Origin of the sequence: Rhodoplanes sp. P11 (assembly GCF_964266735.1) — a bacterium.
Taxonomy (GTDB): domain Bacteria; phylum Pseudomonadota; class Alphaproteobacteria; order Rhizobiales; family Xanthobacteraceae; genus Rhodoplanes; species Rhodoplanes serenus.
Window position 1 is genome coordinate 96,520 of record NZ_CAXWGY010000020.1, and the last position, 16,150, is coordinate 112,669.

At 69.1% G+C, this 16,150-nt stretch carries 14 protein-coding genes; 5 read left to right on the forward strand and 9 right to left on the reverse strand.

Features of this window, described 5'->3' with window-relative positions; all coding sequences use genetic code 11:
* Positions 1 to 194 precede the first annotated feature (194 nt).
* Positions 195 to 914, forward strand: coding sequence for a TRAP transporter small permease subunit (locus ACFQUV_RS22095; protein ID WP_244601659.1), 720 nt, complete (start codon positions 195 to 197; stop codon positions 912 to 914).
* 19 nt (positions 915 to 933) lie between these two features.
* On the forward strand, positions 934 to 2,637 hold the full coding sequence (locus ACFQUV_RS22100; protein WP_129610369.1) for a TRAP transporter large permease subunit: 1,704 nt from the start codon (positions 934 to 936) through the stop codon (positions 2,635 to 2,637).
* A gap of 165 nt (positions 2,638 to 2,802) precedes the next feature.
* On the opposite strand, the gene ACFQUV_RS22105 is transcribed toward ACFQUV_RS22100, so the two are convergent.
* From ACFQUV_RS22105 to ACFQUV_RS22125, 5 genes are all read right to left on the reverse strand, one after another.
* Positions 2,803 to 3,903, reverse strand: a complete 1,101-nt coding sequence (locus ACFQUV_RS22105) for a TRAP transporter substrate-binding protein (RefSeq protein WP_111384774.1) — start codon at positions 3,901 to 3,903, stop codon at positions 2,803 to 2,805.
* Positions 3,904 to 4,256: 353 nt separating this feature from the next.
* Positions 4,257 to 5,432 carry an acetyl-CoA C-acetyltransferase gene (locus ACFQUV_RS22110; RefSeq protein ID WP_129610367.1) on the reverse strand — a complete coding sequence of 392 codons (1,176 nt, stop codon included), beginning with the start codon at positions 5,430 to 5,432 and terminating at the stop codon, positions 4,257 to 4,259.
* A gap of 100 nt (positions 5,433 to 5,532) precedes the next feature.
* Entirely contained in the window at positions 5,533 to 6,990 is a 1,458-nt protein-coding gene (locus tag ACFQUV_RS22115) for a short-chain fatty acid transporter (protein ID WP_111387449.1), read from the reverse strand.
* A gap of 31 nt (positions 6,991 to 7,021) precedes the next feature.
* Positions 7,022 to 7,678, reverse strand: coding sequence for a 3-oxoacid CoA-transferase subunit B (locus tag ACFQUV_RS22120; RefSeq protein ID WP_129610365.1), 657 nt, complete (start codon positions 7,676 to 7,678; stop codon positions 7,022 to 7,024).
* A gap of 1 nt (position 7,679) precedes the next feature.
* Positions 7,680 to 8,333 carry a CoA transferase subunit A gene (locus tag ACFQUV_RS22125; RefSeq protein ID WP_129610363.1) on the reverse strand — a complete coding sequence of 218 codons (654 nt, stop codon included), beginning with the start codon at positions 8,331 to 8,333 and terminating at the stop codon, positions 7,680 to 7,682.
* Between the two features lie 364 nt (positions 8,334 to 8,697).
* On the opposite strand from ACFQUV_RS22125, the gene atoS reads away from it, so the two are divergent.
* Together atoS and atoC are read left to right on the forward strand one after the other, a co-directional pair.
* Positions 8,698 to 10,548, forward strand: coding sequence for a two-component system sensor histidine kinase AtoS (atoS, locus tag ACFQUV_RS22130; RefSeq protein WP_129610361.1), 1,851 nt, complete (start codon positions 8,698 to 8,700; stop codon positions 10,546 to 10,548).
* A complete protein-coding gene (gene atoC, locus ACFQUV_RS22135; RefSeq protein ID WP_129610360.1) occupies positions 10,545 to 11,978 on the forward strand; it encodes an acetoacetate metabolism transcriptional regulator AtoC in 1,434 nt (477 codons plus the stop codon). Before atoS ends, atoC begins: the two co-directional genes overlap by 4 nt.
* A 71-nt stretch (positions 11,979 to 12,049) precedes the next feature.
* Here the strand turns inward: atoC and ACFQUV_RS22140 are convergent, their stop codons facing one another.
* On the reverse strand, positions 12,050 to 12,256 hold the full coding sequence (locus tag ACFQUV_RS22140; protein ID WP_111388093.1) for a zinc ribbon domain-containing protein: 207 nt from the start codon (positions 12,254 to 12,256) through the stop codon (positions 12,050 to 12,052).
* Positions 12,257 to 12,783: 527 nt separating this feature from the next.
* Here ACFQUV_RS22140 and ACFQUV_RS22145 point away from each other — a divergent pair.
* Positions 12,784 to 13,422 (forward strand): hypothetical protein, encoded by a 639-nt coding sequence (locus ACFQUV_RS22145; protein ID WP_129610358.1) that lies wholly within the window; start codon positions 12,784 to 12,786, stop codon positions 13,420 to 13,422.
* Positions 13,423 to 13,463: 41 nt separating this feature from the next.
* Here ACFQUV_RS22145 and ACFQUV_RS22150 read toward each other — a convergent pair whose 3' ends face one another.
* The 3 genes from ACFQUV_RS22150 to ACFQUV_RS22160 all read right to left on the reverse strand — a co-directional run bounded on the left by ACFQUV_RS22150 (position 13,464) and on the right by ACFQUV_RS22160 (position 16,066).
* Positions 13,464 to 13,919 carry a hypothetical protein gene (locus ACFQUV_RS22150; RefSeq protein ID WP_129610356.1) on the reverse strand — a complete coding sequence of 152 codons (456 nt, stop codon included), beginning with the start codon at positions 13,917 to 13,919 and terminating at the stop codon, positions 13,464 to 13,466.
* A complete protein-coding gene (locus tag ACFQUV_RS22155; RefSeq protein ID WP_129610354.1) occupies positions 13,909 to 14,805 on the reverse strand; it encodes a ParA family protein in 897 nt (298 codons plus the stop codon). Before ACFQUV_RS22155 ends, ACFQUV_RS22150 begins: the two co-directional genes overlap by 11 nt.
* Positions 14,806 to 14,914: 109 nt before the next feature.
* On the reverse strand, positions 14,915 to 16,066 hold the full coding sequence (locus tag ACFQUV_RS22160) for an Mrp/NBP35 family ATP-binding protein (protein WP_129610352.1): 1,152 nt from the start codon (positions 16,064 to 16,066) through the stop codon (positions 14,915 to 14,917).
* Positions 16,067 to 16,150: the final 84 nt, after the last annotated feature.

The window sequence follows — 16,150 nt, forward strand, 5'->3', positions numbered from 1 at the left end:
TACCATCGCGGATCGCAATGCGGCGCTGCAACAATCGACAGCCTGCTCCGGTAAACAATGCATTGACGCACCGGACACGGACCGGCTTATGTGCCGCGGCGGCCGGATCGGGCCGTGCTTGCGGCATCGGCGCCCCGGGAAGGCCCGTCAGGCGACGCCGCGATCGACACTCGGTGACGGCTCGGGGGACCGGGGTGAAGCTGCTTCTCGGATTGTGCCGCGTCGTCGACGCGATCAATGCCCGCCTCGGTCGTAGCCTGAGCTGGCTCATCCTCGCGGCCGTCCTGGTGTCGGCCGTCAACGCGGTCGTCCGCAAGACCCTCGGCGTGTCGGCCAACGCCTGGCTCGAGCTGCAATGGGTGCTGTTCGGGGCGGTGTTCCTGATGTGCGCACCGTGGACGCTGCTCGACAACGAGCACATCCGCATCGACATCATGAACACCCGCTTCTCGCGGTCCGTGCGCAACTGGATCGAGATCGTCGGGCACGCGCTGTTCCTGCTGCCGCTCTGCCTCGTGATGATGGTGACGAGCTGGCCGTTCTTCCTCAAGGCAGCCCCGAGCCTCGACGCCGTGGTCGGCGTTCTGGCCCGCTTCCCGGCCGCCTTCGCGGACGCGCCGGGCCGCTGGCTGCCCAATCTCCTCGCCTGGTGGACGCAGCTCATCCGGCTCGGCGAGCAATCGTTCAATGCCGGCGGCCTGCCGCAGTGGCCCGCCAAGTTCCTGGTGTTCGCCGGCTTCACGGCGCTGTTCGCACAGGGGCTGTCGGAGCTGATCAAGCGCATCGCCGTGATGCTCGGCCGCATTCCCGACCCGCACGGCGGACCGGGTGGCCACCTCGCCTCCTTCGAGACGGACACGCAGCCCGCCGCCGCTGCCGCTGCGGCCGTCGCCGACCAGACCGAACGCCGCTGAACCGGCCGGACCTCGCCCCATGATCGAGCTCGTTACCCAGAACATGGCGCCGATCATGTTCGCGTCGCTGGTGGTGTTCCTGCTGCTCGGCTATCCGGTCGCCTTCTCGCTCGCCGCCAACGGCCTGCTGTTCGGCCTGGTCGGCATCGAGCTCGGCCTGTTCCGCCCGGACTTCCTCAACGCTCTGCCCGAGCGCGTGTTCGGGGTGATGAGCAACGAGACCCTGCTGGCGGTGCCGTTCTTCACCTTCATGGGGCTGATCCTCGAACGCTCCGGCATGGCCGAGGATCTGCTCGACACCATCGGGCAGCTCTTCGGCCGCATCCGCGGCGGCCTCGGCTACGCCGTCATCTTCGTCGGCGCGCTGCTCGCCGCCACCACCGGGGTGGTCGCCGCCTCGGTGATCTCGATGGGCCTGATCTCGCTGCCCATCATGATGCGCTACGGCTACGACCGCCGGGTCGCCTCGGGCGTGATCGCCGCCTCCGGCACGCTCGCCCAGATCATCCCGCCGTCGCTGGTGCTGATCATCATGGCCGACCAGCTCGGCCGCTCGGTCGGCGACATGTACGAAGGCGCGTTCCTGCCCGGCCTGATGCTGGCCGGCCTCTACGCCCTCTACATCTTCATCGTCTCGACGCTGTTTCCGAAGTCGGCCCCCGGGCTGCCCGAGGAGGCGATCGGCTTCCGCGAAGACAACGGCCGGCGCGGCATGACGTCGCTCGCCATCCTCACCCTCGCCAGCGCGGCGTTCGGCTGGGCCGCCATCAGCGGCGCGCTGGCGCGCCTGGTGCTGCCGGTCGCCCCCGGCTTCGCGGCCGCGATCGCGCCGCCGACCATGAGCGGCGCCGACTTCATCGTGCTGACGATGTTCTTCGGGGTGGTGTTCGCCTTCGCGGTGGCACTGGTCAATCAGGCCACGGCCCGCCTGTTCGGTCTGCGGTTCCTCTCCAAGATCGCCGAGCAGGTCACCTTCGTGATGGTGCCGCCGCTGTTCCTGATCTTCCTGGTGCTCGGCACCATCTTCATCGGGGTCGCGACGCCGACAGAAGGCGGCGCCATGGGGGCGGTGGGCGCGCTGGTGCTGGCGCTGCTCAAGCGCCGGCTCACCTTCGATCTCACCAAGCAGGCGGTGCGCGCCACCGCCAAGCTGTCCGCCTTCGCGGTGTTCATCCTGATCGGCGCGCGGGTGTTCTCGCTCACCTTCTACGGCGTCAACGGGCACGTCTGGGTCGAGCACCTGCTCACCTCGCTGCCGGGCGGCGAGGTCGGCTTCCTGATCTTCGTCAACCTGCTGGTGTTCGTGCTGGCGTTCTTCCTCGATTATTTCGAGCTCGCCTTCATCATCATCCCGCTGCTCGCCCCGGTGGCCGACAAGCTCGGCATCGATCTCGTCTGGTTCGGCGTCATCCTGGCGGTGAACATGCAGACCTCGTTCATGCATCCGCCATTCGGCTTCGCGCTGTTCTTCCTGCGCTCGGTGGCGCCGAAGCACCCCTATCACGATCGCCTCACCGGCCAGCTCACGGCCCCGATCACCACCGCCCAGATCTACTGGGGCGCCGTGCCGTTCGTGATCATCCAGCTCGTCGCCGTCGCCCTGGTGATCCTGTTCCCGCAGCTCGTGATGCACTACAAGGGCTCGGCCCCGGCGGTCGATCCCAAGACCATCGAGATCCAGATCGCCCCGCCCGAGACGCCGCCGGCGCTGGATCTGAGATAGCGCGCCGCGTCGCCGATCGGAGCCGGCGCTCCGGCTGCGGTCGAGCACGACACTCCCGACCACGAAAAAAGCCCCGGAGCGGCGCTCCGGGGCTTGTTCTATCAACGAGACCGCGGCGGCACCGAACGCGGCGGCACCGCGCCGCCGCCGATCAGCCGCGGGGTATCAGCCGCCGCGGGTGCGGCTGCGGATCAGGTAGGTGTCGTAGTTGTACTCGGCCACCTGCCACCAGAAATACTCTTCGTTCCGGAACGCCTGCATGTCGGCGATCATCGTCTTGAACGTCTCGTTCTTGGCCGAGATTTCCGCCCACAGCTCGTTGGTGGCCTTGAAGCAGGCATCGAGGATGTCGTTGGAGAACGGACGGAGCTGACCGCCGGAGGCGAGGATCTTGCGCAGGCCCGATGGGTTCAGCGCGTCGTAGCGGGTCAGCATGTGGGTGGTGGCCGTCTGTCCGGCGGCCTGGAGAATGGCCTGATAGGACTTCGGCAGCTGATTCCACTTCTCCAGGTTGATGTAGGCGTGCACCATCGGGCCGCCTTCCCAGAAGCCCGGATAGTAGTAGTACGGCGCCACCTTGGCGAGGCCGAGCTTCTCGTCGTCGTAGGGGCCGACCCACTCGGCCGCGTCGATGGTGCCCTTCTCCAGCGCCGGATAGACATCCGGACCGGCGAGCTGCTGCGGCACCACGCCGACCTTCTGGAGCACCTGGCCGGCGATGCCGCCGATCCGCATCTTGAGACCGTCGAGATCGGCCGCGGTCTTGATCTCCTTGCGGAAGAAGCCGCCCATCTGGGCGCCGGTATTGCCGGCCGGGAAGCCGTAGATGTTGTACTTCTTGTAGAACTCGTTGAACTTGTCGTTGCCGCCGTTCTGGTAGAGCCAGGCGGTCTGCTGGCGCGCGTTGAGGCCGAACGGCACCGCCGCCGCGATCGCGAAGGTCGGGTCCTTGCCGACATAGTAGTAGGAGACCGAGTGGCACATCTCGACCGTGCCATTGGCGGTCGCGTCGAACGCCTGGAGGCCGGGCACGATCTCGCCCGCCGCGAAGTGCTGAATCTGGAAGCGGCCGTCGGTCATCTCGGCGACCTGCTTCACCAGCGTCTCGCCCGCCCCGTACAGGGTGTCGAGCGACTTCGGGAAGCTCGAGGTCATGCGCCACTTGATCTCCGGCATCGACTGGGCGATGGCCGGCGACGCAACCGTGCTGGCGGCGGCGCCGGCGGTGCCGGCGGCGAGCGCGCCGAGGAACTGACGTCTCTTCATCCCTGCGTTTCCTCTGTGGACCGTGACGGGCGAACGGGCCGGCGAGCGGCAGGCGATCGGAAAAGCAACGCCGCGCGGGGCCTTTGTGTTGGCTCTAGCACAGCCGCACCGACGCGCAAGCAGGGGATCACGACGGCCGGTCGGCATACGGTCGCGGGAGGGGCGGCCCGGGCCGTGGCGGGCCCGGACCGCGACGGCGAGCCGCCGGAGGGCGGTACGTCGCCAGGGCCCCGAGGGTCACCGCAGCCCCCCGGGGAGAACCGGCATCGGCGGCGCACACCGAGGGACGGTGGGCGCGCCGCCGAGCGGGCGCGCGAGCGCGCAGCGGGCGCTCGGACGCAGTGCGATACGCCTCAGGCGCGCTCGACGCACATGGCGATGCCCATGCCGCCGCCGATGCACAGGGTGGCGAGCCCCTTCTTGGCGCTGCGCCGCCGCATCTCGTACAGCAGCGTCACCAGCACGCGCGCCCCGGACGCGCCGATCGGGTGGCCGAGCGCGATGGCGCCACCATTGACGTTGAGCTTGGCCGGATCGAAGCCGAGCTCGCGGCCGACCGCGACCGACTGCGCCGCGAACGCCTCGTTGGCCTCGACGAGATCGAGATCGGCAACCGACCAGCCGGCCTTCTGCAACGCCTTGCGGCTGGCCGGCACCGGGCCGATGCCCATCACGGCGGGATCGCAGCCGGCGGTCGCCCACGACGCGATGCGGGCGAGCGGGGTGAGGCCGCGGGCCTTGGCGGTGGCCGCCGACATCAGCACCAGGGCGGCGGCGCCGTCGTTGATGCCGGACGCATTGCCGGCCGTGACCGAGCCGGTCTTGGTGAAGGCGGGCTTCAGCTTGGCCAGTGCCTCCACGGTGACACCCGGACGCGGGAACTCGTCGCGCGACACCACCACGTCGCCCTTGCGGCCCTTGATGGTGACGGGAACGATCTCCTCGTCGAAACGACCGGCCGTCATGGCGGCCTCGGCCTTGTTCTGGGACGCGGTGGCGAAGGCGTCCTGGTCTTCCCGCGAGACGGTCCATTTGGTCGCGACGTTCTCGGCCGTCATGCCCATGTGGTAGCCGTTGAAGACATCCCACAGGCCGTCACGGAGCATGGTGTCGAGCAGATCCAGGGTGCCCATCTTGACGCCGCTGCGCAGATAGGCCGCGTGCTGCGCCCGGCTCATGCTCTCCTGGCCGCCCGCCACCATCACGGCAGCATCGCCGAGCGCGATCGCCTGCGCCGCCATCGCCACCGTGCGCAGGCCCGAGCCGCAGAGCTGGTTGATGCTCACCGCCGTCTTCTCGACCGGCAGGCCGGCCGCGATGGCCGCCTGGCGGGCCGGGTTCTGCCCCTGCCCGGCGGTCAGCACCTGGCCAAGCAGCACCTCGTCGACCTCGGCGGGCGCCACCTGGGCGCGCCGCATGGCCTCCACCACGGCGATGCAGCCGAGCTCGTGGGCGGCGAGCGCGCTGAGCGATCCGTTGAACGATCCGATGGGCGTCCGCGCGGCGGACACGATCACGACGTCAGTCATTGTCAGCATTCCTTGCAGTCGTCTCGAGACGGAGACCCGCCGCGGCCGGCGGCGGGTCCCGTGGGAGCGGGGCCGGAGGAGGCCGACCCCGCCACGTGCATCACGACGCGCGCGGCGCCAAGATCCACAGCAGGAACAGCACCACCGGGATGTGGAACACGAGCTGGGTGACGCAGAAGCCGACGATGTCGCGGGCCTTGAGGCCGAGCACGCCGAGCAGCGGCAGCATCCAGAACGGGTTGATCAGGTTCGGCAGCGCCTCGGCGGCGTTGTAGGTGCTCACCGCCCAGCCCATGTGGACGCCGAGATCCTTGGCCGCCTGCATGACGTAGGGCGCCTCGATGATCCACTTGCCGCCGCCCGACGGGACGAAGAAGCCGAGGATCGCCGAGTACACGCCGATGACGATCGGGAACGTCTCGCCATTGGCGATCGACACGAACAGGTCGGCGATGTGGTGCGCGAGCGTGACGCCGTCCGAGCCGGGCACCGAGGTCAGCATGATGGCGACGGAGCCGTAGAACGGGAATTGCAGCAGCACGCCGGCGGTGGTCGGCACCGACTTGGTGACGGCCTTCAGGAAGCTGTGAATGTTCTTGTGCAGCAGCATCCCGATCATCAGCAGGACGAAGTTGTAGGTGTTCAGGTTGCCGATGACCTGGAGTGGCGACTTGGCCATGAACTCGGTGACCAGCCAGCCCGCCGCCAGGATGCCGACCAGGATCGGCAGGATCGGCGTGAACTCCGGCCACTCGCCCGGACGTGTCGGCCGCTCGGCCACCTCGGACGGAGCCGAAACGTCGCAACCCATCTCCTCGGCGGTGCGGGCATGCTTGCCCTTGGGCGCCGAGTAGTAGGCGATGGCGACCGACATCACCATGATGACCAACGCCATGGCGATCGAGTTCCAGAGGAAGATGGTCTCGGACAGCGGGATGATGCCGGTGATGTCGGAGATCGCCTTGGGCAGCGACGCCGGATTCGCCTGGAGCATGGCGGCCGACGACGACAGGCCGAGCGCCCAGGTGGCACCGATGCCGAGATAGGCGGCGGCACCGGCGGCCCGGTAGTCCACCCGCACGTCGGTGCGGCGGGCGAGCGCGCGGCACAGCAGGCCGCCGAGCACGAGGCTGAGCGCGTAGTTGAGATACGACGCCATCATGGTGACGAACGCCACCCAGGCGACCGCGCCGGCGCTCGACTTCGGCACGCGGGCGAGGCTGTCGATCAGCTTGGTGCAGAACGGCGACGTGGCGAGCACGTAGCCGGTGATCAGCACCATCGCCATCTGCATGGTGAACGGAATGATGGTCCAGAAGCCGTTGCCGAAGCCCTTGGCGACGGCCACCGGCGACGCGCCCGTCGCAAAGTTCGCGATCGCCACGACGATGACCGCGAAGATGACGAACACGAAGGCGTCCGGGAACCACTTCTCGGCCCACTGCGTGAACGCATAGGCCATGCGGGCGAGAGCGCCCTGATTGATGTCGTCGGTCTGCTTCGGCGGGATGACGTCGATCCCCTTCAAGGGAACGCCGCCGGCGGTTTCGATTGACATGCGAGTCTCCAATCGGGTCGGATCGCGCCGGTCAGGCGGCGAGCTGCATGGTGGGAACGGAGGGTGGAACGATCAGGCGAGCCTCGGTGGCGGCGATCACGTCGGATACCGACACACCGTCGGCGACCTCCTGGAGCACCAGCCCTTCGGCGGTCGGCCGGATCACCGCCAGCTCGGTGACGACGAGGTCGACGCGGCGGATCGAGGTGAGCGGCAGGTTGCACTTCTTCAGAATCTTCGGCGCGCCCTTGGCGGTGTGGGTCATGCCGACGATGACGCGCTTGGCACCGGAGACGAGGTCCATGGCGCCGCCCATGCCGGGCACCATCTTGCCGGGGACCATCCAGTTGGCGAGCTGGCCCGCCTCGTCGACTTGCAGGCCGCCCAGCACGGTGACGTCGAGATGGCCGCCGCGGATCAGGCAGAACGAGGTGACGCTGTCGAACGCCGCCGCACCCGGGATGATGCTGGTGGGCGAGCCACCCGCATCGGTGAGCGCGTCGGACGCCGCACCCGGCTCCGGCAGCGGCTGCATGCCGATGACGCCGTTCTCCGACTGGAAGAACACCTGAACGCCGGCCGGAAGATACTTGGCCACGAGCGTCGGCAGGCCGATGCCGAGATTGACCAGATTGCCGTTGCGCAGCTCCTGCGCGATCCGCTTGGCGATGACGGTTTTCTCGTCCATGTCAGTTGCTCCGCGCCACGAGATAGTCGACCACGACGCTGACGGTCTCGACCTGATCGGGAGGAATGAGGCCGACCGGCACGATCTCGCCGGCCTCAGCCACGACGGTATCGGCGGCGAGCGCCATCACCGGATTGAAGTTGCGGGCGGTCAGCTCGTAGCTGAGATTGCCGTAGTAGTCGGCCCGCCAAGCGCTGATCAGCGCGAAGTCGGCGCGCAGCGGCATCTCCAGCAGGAAGGTGCGGCCGCCGATCTCGACGGTCTGCTTGCCTTCCGCCACCGTGGTGCCGACGCCGGTCGCGGTGAGGACGCCACCGAGCCCGTTGCCGCCGACGCGGATACGCTCGGCCAGCGTGCCTTGCGGCACCAGCTCGACCTCGATGGCGCCGTCGATCATCTGCTTCTGGGTCTCGGGGTTGAGCCCGATATGCGAAGCGACCAGCCGCTTCACCGCGCCGGCGCGGATCAGCTTGCCGATGTCGACGCCCGGCCGTGCCGTGTCGTTGGCGATGACGGTGAGATCGCGGCGGCCCTGGCGGATCAGCTCGTCGATCAGGCGGTGCGGCGAGCCGACCCCCATGAACCCGCCGATCATCAGCGAGGCGCCGTCGGGAATCTTCGCGACCGCCTCCTCGATGGCGGTGAGCTTGCACATGTGAGATCCCTTTCGATTGATGCCCGGCCGCCGCATCGCCGATCCGCAGCGCGCACATGGCGTGTTCCACGGACGGTGCGGCGCGCCGGAAGCGTGCCACGGCAGCCCTGGCGCAAGTCGCGTGCCATCGTGGAAAAGCAAATGATACCCGGCTCTCGGCCGCTCAAGGTCCATCTGCACTGGTGCCGTCGACGCGCATTTCGGTGCGCGGGTGCGCAAGATCTTGCACACCACCGCTGCGACGTGAGGCGCGCCCGGCGGGCGCATCCGCATCCGCACGACTTGTCCGCGCGCATCCGCGACGTCATAAGATCGCCGTTCCGGGTGTCGCCGCGACGCCCTTTTCCCCCGAAGGCGTCTCCCCGTGCGTCTCGATCTCCGCCGCCTGCTGCCCGTGCGGACGCTGCGCGTCCGATTGCTGGTCACCTCGCTGATCGTGGTCGCACTGCCGATCGCGCTGGTTGCGCTCGCGCTGGAGCAGGAAGGTCGCCAGGCACTGCGCAGCGAAAAGGAGGCGAAGCTGTTCGCCCTGGCGCGCGTTCTCGATGCCGAGCTGGGACCGGGCGGTTACGACGCGCTGCTCGCCGATCTGCCGAGCGGCACGAGCGACCGCGGCGAGGCGATCCGTCACCTCAACCGAAAGCTCGCCCCGTTCACCGACCGGATCGCCGACGCGGCACCGGGCGTCGGGGTGGGCTACTACGCCCGAAAGCTCGATGCCGTCGTCACCTACGGGCCGAGCCGCGACCACTCCAACACGGTCGGCCTGTCGATCACGCCGGATCATCCCGGCCGCATCGTGATGGACACCGGAGAGCCGCTCGCCGCGGTCGGCACGCTGGTACGCGGACCGATCCTCAATGCCATGTGGCCGATCATCCGCAACGGCGAGGCGATCGGCTACATCTGGTCGAACGAGTACTCGGCCGCGATCGAGAAGCAGGCGAGCGCCATCGACTTCGCCGCCGTGGTGGCCGGACTCGGCGGCCTGGTGGTCGCGTTCGGCATCATCAGCCTGCTGTCGCGCCGCCTGTCGCGCGAGGTCGACGTGATCGTGCAGGGGCTGGCGCGGCTGAAGCACGATCTCCGCCGACCGATCCCGCCGCTGCGCGACGAGCTCGGCGCCATCGTCGAGGCGATCAACGCGATGGCCAAGGCGCTGCTCGACGCCCGCTCGCTCAACGAGAACATTCTGGCGAGCGTCGCCGACGCCATCGTGGCGGTCGATCCCGACGGCCGCATCACCGCCGTCAATCCGGCGGCCGAGCACCTCTACGGTGTCGTCTCGACCGACGTGATCGGCAAGACCTATCGCAGCCTGTTCGCCTCGGATGCGCGCGTCGACAGCGTGCTGCTCGATACGCTCGCCACCGGCCGCGTCCATGCCGCCACCACCATCGACCTGCCGCGCGGCGACCAGACGTTGCGCATCAACGCCACCTCCAGCGTGCTGCGCGACGGCGACGGCAAGCGCATCGGCGCCGTCGTGGTGCTCAAGGATGTCAGCGAGCGCGAGCGTCTGATGGTGCAGGTGATGCGGGCCGACCGGCTCGCTGCGCTCGGCGAGCTCACCGCCGGCATCGCCCACGAGATCCGCAATCCGCTCACTTCGATCCGCGGCTTCATCCAGTATCTCGACGAATGCGAGAGCCTGGAGGAGTGGCGCGCCTACGGCCCGCTGATCATCCGCCAAGTCGACAGTCTCAACCGCATCGTCGGCGAGCTTCTCGCGTTCGGCCGCCCGCACCCGCCGCGCATCGGCACCGTCGATGTGCGCCATCTCGTCGAGGAGATGGCGTTCCTGGCGCGTGGCAAGTCGGATGCACGCATCGCGCTCGCCTTCGAGCCGGACCTGCCGACCATCGAGGCCGACGGCGAGGCGCTCAAGCAGGCGCTTCTCAATCTGATCATCAACGCCATCCAGGCGATTCCCGACGGCGGCACCGTCACGGTCTCGGCGCGCGCCGCCGACGACGACCACGTCGTCGTCACCGTGAAGGACGACGGTGTCGGCGTCGCACCGGAGAATCTCGACAAGGTGTTCGATCCGTTCTTCTCGACCAAGCCCAGCGGCACTGGCCTGGGTCTTGCAATGGTGCATCGGATCGTCGATGCCCATGGCGGCGTGATCACGCTCGACAGCAAGCCCGGTGTCGGAACCACGATCGAGATGCGGTTGCCGATTGCGCACCGAGAAGCGGAGGTCACCCCATGAGCGTCCCCGGCCCGACCGTCCTGGTGGTCGACGACGACGAGGCGATCCGCCGCTTGCTGACCGCCGTGCTCACTAAGGAAGGCGTCGCCGTCACGGTCGCCGAGAACGGCGTCGAGGCGGCCGAATCGTTCCGCCGCCGCCACGCCGACGTGGTGCTGATGGACATCCGCATGCCGCGGATGAACGGCCTCGACGCCATGAAGGCGATCCTGGAGATCGACCGCGGTGCCGCCGTCATCCTGATGACCGCCTTCGCCGAGGTGGAAACCGCCGTCCAGGCCATCAAGGACGGCGCCTTCGACTACGTGCTGAAGCCGTTCGACATCGAGGAGATCCGCCTCTTGGTGCGGCGCGCCCTCGAGATCCGCACCATGCGGGCCGACATCGTGTCGCTGCGGCGCGAGCTGTCGGAACGCTACGGCGCCGAAGGCATCCTCACCGACAATTCGCGCATGCTGGAGCTGCGCCAGACCATCGCCAAGGTGGCACGCTCCAACGCCACCGTGCTGATCCAGGGCGAGAGCGGCACCGGCAAGGAGCTGGTCGCCGCCGCCGTGCATTACGGCTCGCCGCGCGCCACCGGGCCGTTCGTCAAGGTCAACTGCGCGGCGATTCCCGAAGGGCTGCTGGAGAGCGAGTTCTTCGGCCACGAGAAGGGCGCCTTCACGGGCGCCGTCGGGCGGCGCCGCGGCCGCTTCGAGCAGGCCGAGAACGGCACGCTGTTCCTCGACGAGATCGGCGAGATCTCGACCGGCCTCCAGGTGAAGCTGCTGCGCGTCCTTCAGGAGCGGGAGTTCGAGCGGGTCGGCGGCACCGCGCCGATCAAGAGCCATGTGCGCATCGTCGCCGCCACCAACCGCGACCTGGAGGCGATGGTGCGGGCCGGCACGTTCCGCCAGGATCTGTTCTTCCGCCTCAACGTGGTGTCGCTGAAGACCATCCCGCTGCGCGAGCGGCCGGAAGATATCCGCCTGCTCGCCGGCCACTTCCTGGAGCGCTTCGCGGCGCAGAACGACGTGGTGATCCGCGGCTTCGATCCGGCCGCGCTCGACTGCCTGCTCGGCTATGCATGGCCCGGCAATGTGCGCGAGCTCGCCAACGCCATCGAGCGCGCCGTGGTGATGAGCACGACGAGCGCGATCCTGCCCGAGGATCTGCCGGAGAGCGTGGTGCGGGGCGCCTCCATGCTGGCCGGCGGCGCCCTCGCGGGCGTCGAGGCGGGCGCCGCCGCCGGCGAGATCGACGGCGTCGCCATCGGGCGGCCACTGCGCGAGATGGTGGCCGAGTTCGAGACCAAGGTGATCCGCGCCGCCCTCGCGCATCACGGCGGCAACCGCGCCCGCACCGCGGTGGCGCTCGGCATCAGCCGGCGCGCCCTGCTCTACAAGCTGCAAGACTACGGGCTGGGCGCGAAGGAAGGCGCGGAGTAGCCGCCCCGCCGACCGGCGTGCCCGGGCGCTCGGCGTGCCGGCGCCGAGACAGCAGCCGCGGCCGGCTTCGCCTACAGCGTCTCCTGCGCGTGCCCGCACTCCTTGCAGGTGTAGCGGGTGCGGGTCTTGCCCTTGGGCAGCGACACGCGGGTCTTGCCGCCACACTTGCCGCACACGGCCTCGATGCGGGTCTCGCCCTGGGTGATGGTGAGCCCGCGCCGCTCGATCGCCTCACGGACCAGGCGCTCGGTCTCCTCGCGCATCTCTTGCTTGGACATCTCGGCTCTCCGTCGGCTGGCCAGGTTTCGATCGACGCCGCGCCGGCTCGCGGCGGGCGCCGCCGCCCACGGACGGCCCGCGCAGGCTTAGACGGGCGCCGGCGGCTGGACAAGCGCGACCGACGCCGAATCGGTGGACGATCCCGGCGAAGCGGCCGTCCTGGCGGCCGATGGCCGAACAGGGCGGTCGACGGCCGCGGCCACCGAGACTCCTCGCCGCACCCCCTCGCCGATGACTGCGGTAACGAGAGACCGTTTGGACTCTCTTCATCCAGAGCTAGTACGACGGAGAGGCTTAGCACCAGAGGGCGGCGGCAACGCGAACCCGGACAGCGACCCGGCCGCCGTCGCCCCCGGACGATGGCGAGCCGGTCTCAGGAGCCGACCCGATGCAGCGATCCGACAACCTCTTCGGCAGCCGTGAGACGCCACTGGAGCTCACCCGGCGGGGCATGCCGCGAATGGAGCTTCCGTCGGCCACCGCCCCGAGCGGAATCGGCGGGATGGTGGTCGCCGTCGTGCTCGCCATGGCGCTCGGCGCCGGCGCCGTCGTCCTGGTCCAGCAGCTCGGGCTTTTCGGCTCGTCCGCGGCGGTGCAGTCCCGCAGCCCGGTCGCGAGCCCCGTGGTGCGCCCGCGGGTCACCATCGCGCTGGAGACGGTCCAGCAGAACTGCTCGGCCCAGGCTCGTTCGGGGATGAACCATCCCGGCCGAGCCGACGCGAACGAGATTTACGGCGACATGACGGGCCGGATCGCCGCCGTCGGCGAGTTCCTCGAATGCCTGGCCCGCACCGAGCCCGCCCGCTTCTGCCGCCCGGCCGACAAGCAGCACCTGGTCGAGAAGGTGAAGCAGTATTTCCTGCTTGCGCAAACCGTGAAGGTCAGCGCCAAGACGGTCGCGGGCGGAGGCGGCGGCCTCGGCCCCGCCGGAATGATCGCGATGCCGCCGCTGCCCGCCGGCGGCGAGGCTGCGGTGGGCGCCGCAGTCCTGGACGCGATGGCGAACGCCACCCGGCAACCGTCGCTGATGGAGGCGCTGCGGGCGCTCGCCCGCGAGGGCTACATCCGGACGTCGGATTTCGGCATGGTCCTGGGATTCGGCGTGCCCGAGCCGATCGCCGAGGCGCTCAAGGACGTGCCGCGGAAGAAGAACGTGTGCTCGTAGGGTGGGGCCAAGCGGCGGAGCGCCCCGGCGCGACGGCGTTCTCACCGCCCTCGCGTCGCCCCCGCGGACTTGAACGAGATCCGCGCGATCGTCTTCGGCGCGGTCGGCTCCTTCTTGCTCTTCGGCGCCTTTGTGCTCCCCCGCGAAGCCGCGCGCGGTCGACTCGCGGGCTCGGTCGAGCCATCGGCGAGTGCGCCGACAAGCTTGCGCACCGTGGCGGCGTCGCCGTCGATCAGCACGGGATTGTGCTTATCCAGCCTTTTCGCAATCGACTTGATCTCGGCATCCGTCAGCCCGTCCACAACGAGGGCGAACGGCTCGGCACCGAGCGCGGCACGGACGGCCCGCACGCCGTCCACTCCTGTCCTCTTGTCCTTCAGCAGCTTGACGAGCAGCGACCGCGCCACTTTGGCGACCTCGGACGAGATGCCTTCGAACACGGCACGGTTCGCACCGATGCGGTGAAGGACCGCAAATCCATCGAGCTCAAGGGCCATTCAGGACCTCCCGCACTTCATTGGCCAGGCTGCCGAGCACCGGCACCATGTCCTTGCCCCACTTGTTCGTGAAGGTCGTTCCAAGGCCGCCCATCGCCAGCGCAGTGGTGACAGCCGCGGCTTCCTTCACGGTCGTCGCCAGCGGCCTGAAGTTCGGATCGGGAACGAGCGCCTCGTTCCGAATGAGACTGGCCGTCCGCGCATGCTCTCGGATCGGCCGCTCCCGCGTAATCAGCACATGGGGCAAGCGGGTCGGCGGCACCATCCCGTTGGCCGCGAGACCGCCGCCGCCCCACAGACTCTTGCAGAACGAGGCGAGTCCGTAGGTCGAGAGGAAGTCGGGGATCGTCGGAACGACGACCAGGTGGGCGAGCCGGATGCCGGCCTCGGAGAAGGCCGAGATACCGGGCGCGCAGTCGATCAAGATGTAATTGTACGTCATCTCCGGGCGTTCCAGCTCCGACTTCAGCAGCCCGAACACGCGGCCTACAATCGCATTGAGCCCGAAGTTCCTCTGGGTCAGCTTGAAGACGATATCGCGTTCGAGCAGGCGGAGCTGCGCGCTGGCAGCGAGGAGCGAGACGTTCAATCTCGTTCCGGCGTGACTCACCCCGCTGGCCGACTCCAGGATGCAGTCGCGAAACTGAACCAGACGGCCCCCGAGCAGGAAATCGTCAAGAAACCCGTCCAGCGTGCGCCCGTCGTGGATCAGCCCATGCACCACCTCGTCGCCCGCGATGCAGATCGATGCGTTCGACTGTGCATCGGCGTCGATCACCAGGACAGATGCCCCCTCCGCCGCCAGCGCTTCGGCCAATGCGACGACGGTGGCGGTCTTGCCGACACCGCCCTTCATATTTGCGACGGCGATCACCTTGGCAGGCACGATCGTCTCCACCGTCCCGATTCAGACAGCGAAAGACAACCACTGGCGGCCGGTCAGATCAACTACAGATTGCGGATTTCCAAAGAACACGGAGGCGCTCGAACGTCCCTCACCCCTCCATGACGATCTGCGGCGCGGCGCGGCCGGCGGCGGCGAGCTGGTCGCGCACCTTCACGGCGATGTCGCGGTAGATGACCGCGTGCGGGCCGTCCGGCGCGGTCGCCACCAGCGGCCGGCCGGCGTCGGAGGTGGCGCGGATGTCCATGTGCAGCGGCACCTCCCCGAGGAACGGCACGCCGAGACGCGCCGCCTCGTCGCGCGCGCCGCCATGGCCGAACAGGTCGGAGCGCTCCCCGCATTTCGGGCACAGGAAGTAGCTCATGTTCTCGACGATGCCGAGCACCGGCACGTCGACGCGGCGGAACATGGCGATGCCGCGCCGCGCGTCGATCAGCGCCAGGTCCTGCGGGGTCGAGACGATCACGGCGCCCTTGAGGGGCACCTGCTGGGCCATGGTGAGCTGGGCATCGCCGGTGCCGGGCGGCATGTCGACGACCAGCACGTCGAGCCGCCCCCAATCGACCTCGCGCAGCATCTGGGTCAGCGCCGACATCACCATCGGGCCGCGCCAGATCATCGGCGTCTCCTCTTCCACGAGGAAGCCGATGGACATCACCTCCAGGCCGAAGCCCTTCATCGGGATCAGCTTGTTGCCCGGCCCCATCTGCGGCCGCCCCTTGAGGCCGAGGAGCCGCGGCACCGACGGGCCGTAGATGTCGGCGTCGAGCAGCCCGACCCGCAGGCCGGTCGCGGCGAGCCCGAGCGCCAGATTGACGGCGGTGGTCGACTTGCCGACGCCGCCCTTGCCGGAGGCGACCGCGATGATGGTCTCGACGCCGGGCACTGCCGGCTGCGGGGCGGCGTGGCCGCCGGCCCCGCCGGCCGCGGCGGGCGCTCCGCCGGCCGCGCCGGAGACGCGCCGCACCGCCGGCCCGCCAGCCCCTCCGGCGCTGGCGCTGCGCTCCGCCGTCAGCGCGACGAGGGCCGAGGTGACGCCCGGAATGGCCCGGACGGCCGCCTCGGCGGCGGCCCGCACCGGCTCCCATGCCTTCACGGCGCCGGCATCGACGGTGATCGAGAAGAACACCTTGCCGTCGGAGACGACGATCTCCGACAGGGTGCCGCCGGCGGTGAGCGGCACGCCGTCCGGCCCCTTCACCCGTGCGAGGGTCGCGACGACGTCGTCCTGGCTCACGCTCATGCGGCTTCTCCCCTGCCCGGTTCCGCCGCTGCGGCCGGGTCGTCTGCGGTCACCATAGGCCGGCGCGAAGGCGGGTCAACGGCG

Bases quoted from the DNA above. Each gene is read 5' to 3' on its own strand.
- ACFQUV_RS22120 (WP_129610365.1), bottom strand. From the start codon at position 7,678: ATGGACGAGAAAACCGTCATCGCCAAGCGGATCGCGCAGGAGCTGCGC.
- ACFQUV_RS22140 (WP_111388093.1), bottom strand. From the start codon at position 12,256: ATGTCCAAGCAAGAGATGCGCGAGGAGACCGAGCGCCTGGTCCGTGAG.
- ACFQUV_RS22150 (WP_129610356.1), bottom strand. From the start codon at position 13,919: ATGGCCCTTGAGCTCGATGGATTTGCGGTCCTTCACCGCATCGGTGCG.
- ACFQUV_RS22115 (WP_111387449.1), bottom strand. From the start codon at position 6,990: ATGTCAATCGAAACCGCCGGCGGCGTTCCCTTGAAGGGGATCGACGTC.
- ACFQUV_RS22110 (WP_129610367.1), bottom strand. From the start codon at position 5,432: ATGACTGACGTCGTGATCGTGTCCGCCGCGCGGACGCCCATCGGATCG.
- ACFQUV_RS22160 (WP_129610352.1), bottom strand. From the start codon at position 16,066: ATGAGCGTGAGCCAGGACGACGTCGTCGCGACCCTCGCACGGGTGAAG.
- atoC (WP_129610360.1), top strand. From the start codon at position 10,545: ATGAGCGTCCCCGGCCCGACCGTCCTGGTGGTCGACGACGACGAGGCG.
- ACFQUV_RS22125 (WP_129610363.1), bottom strand. From the start codon at position 8,333: ATGTGCAAGCTCACCGCCATCGAGGAGGCGGTCGCGAAGATTCCCGAC.
- ACFQUV_RS22100 (WP_129610369.1), top strand. From the start codon at position 934: ATGATCGAGCTCGTTACCCAGAACATGGCGCCGATCATGTTCGCGTCG.
- ACFQUV_RS22145 (WP_129610358.1), top strand. From the start codon at position 12,784: ATGGCGCTCGGCGCCGGCGCCGTCGTCCTGGTCCAGCAGCTCGGGCTT.
- ACFQUV_RS22105 (WP_111384774.1), bottom strand. From the start codon at position 3,903: ATGAAGAGACGTCAGTTCCTCGGCGCGCTCGCCGCCGGCACCGCCGGC.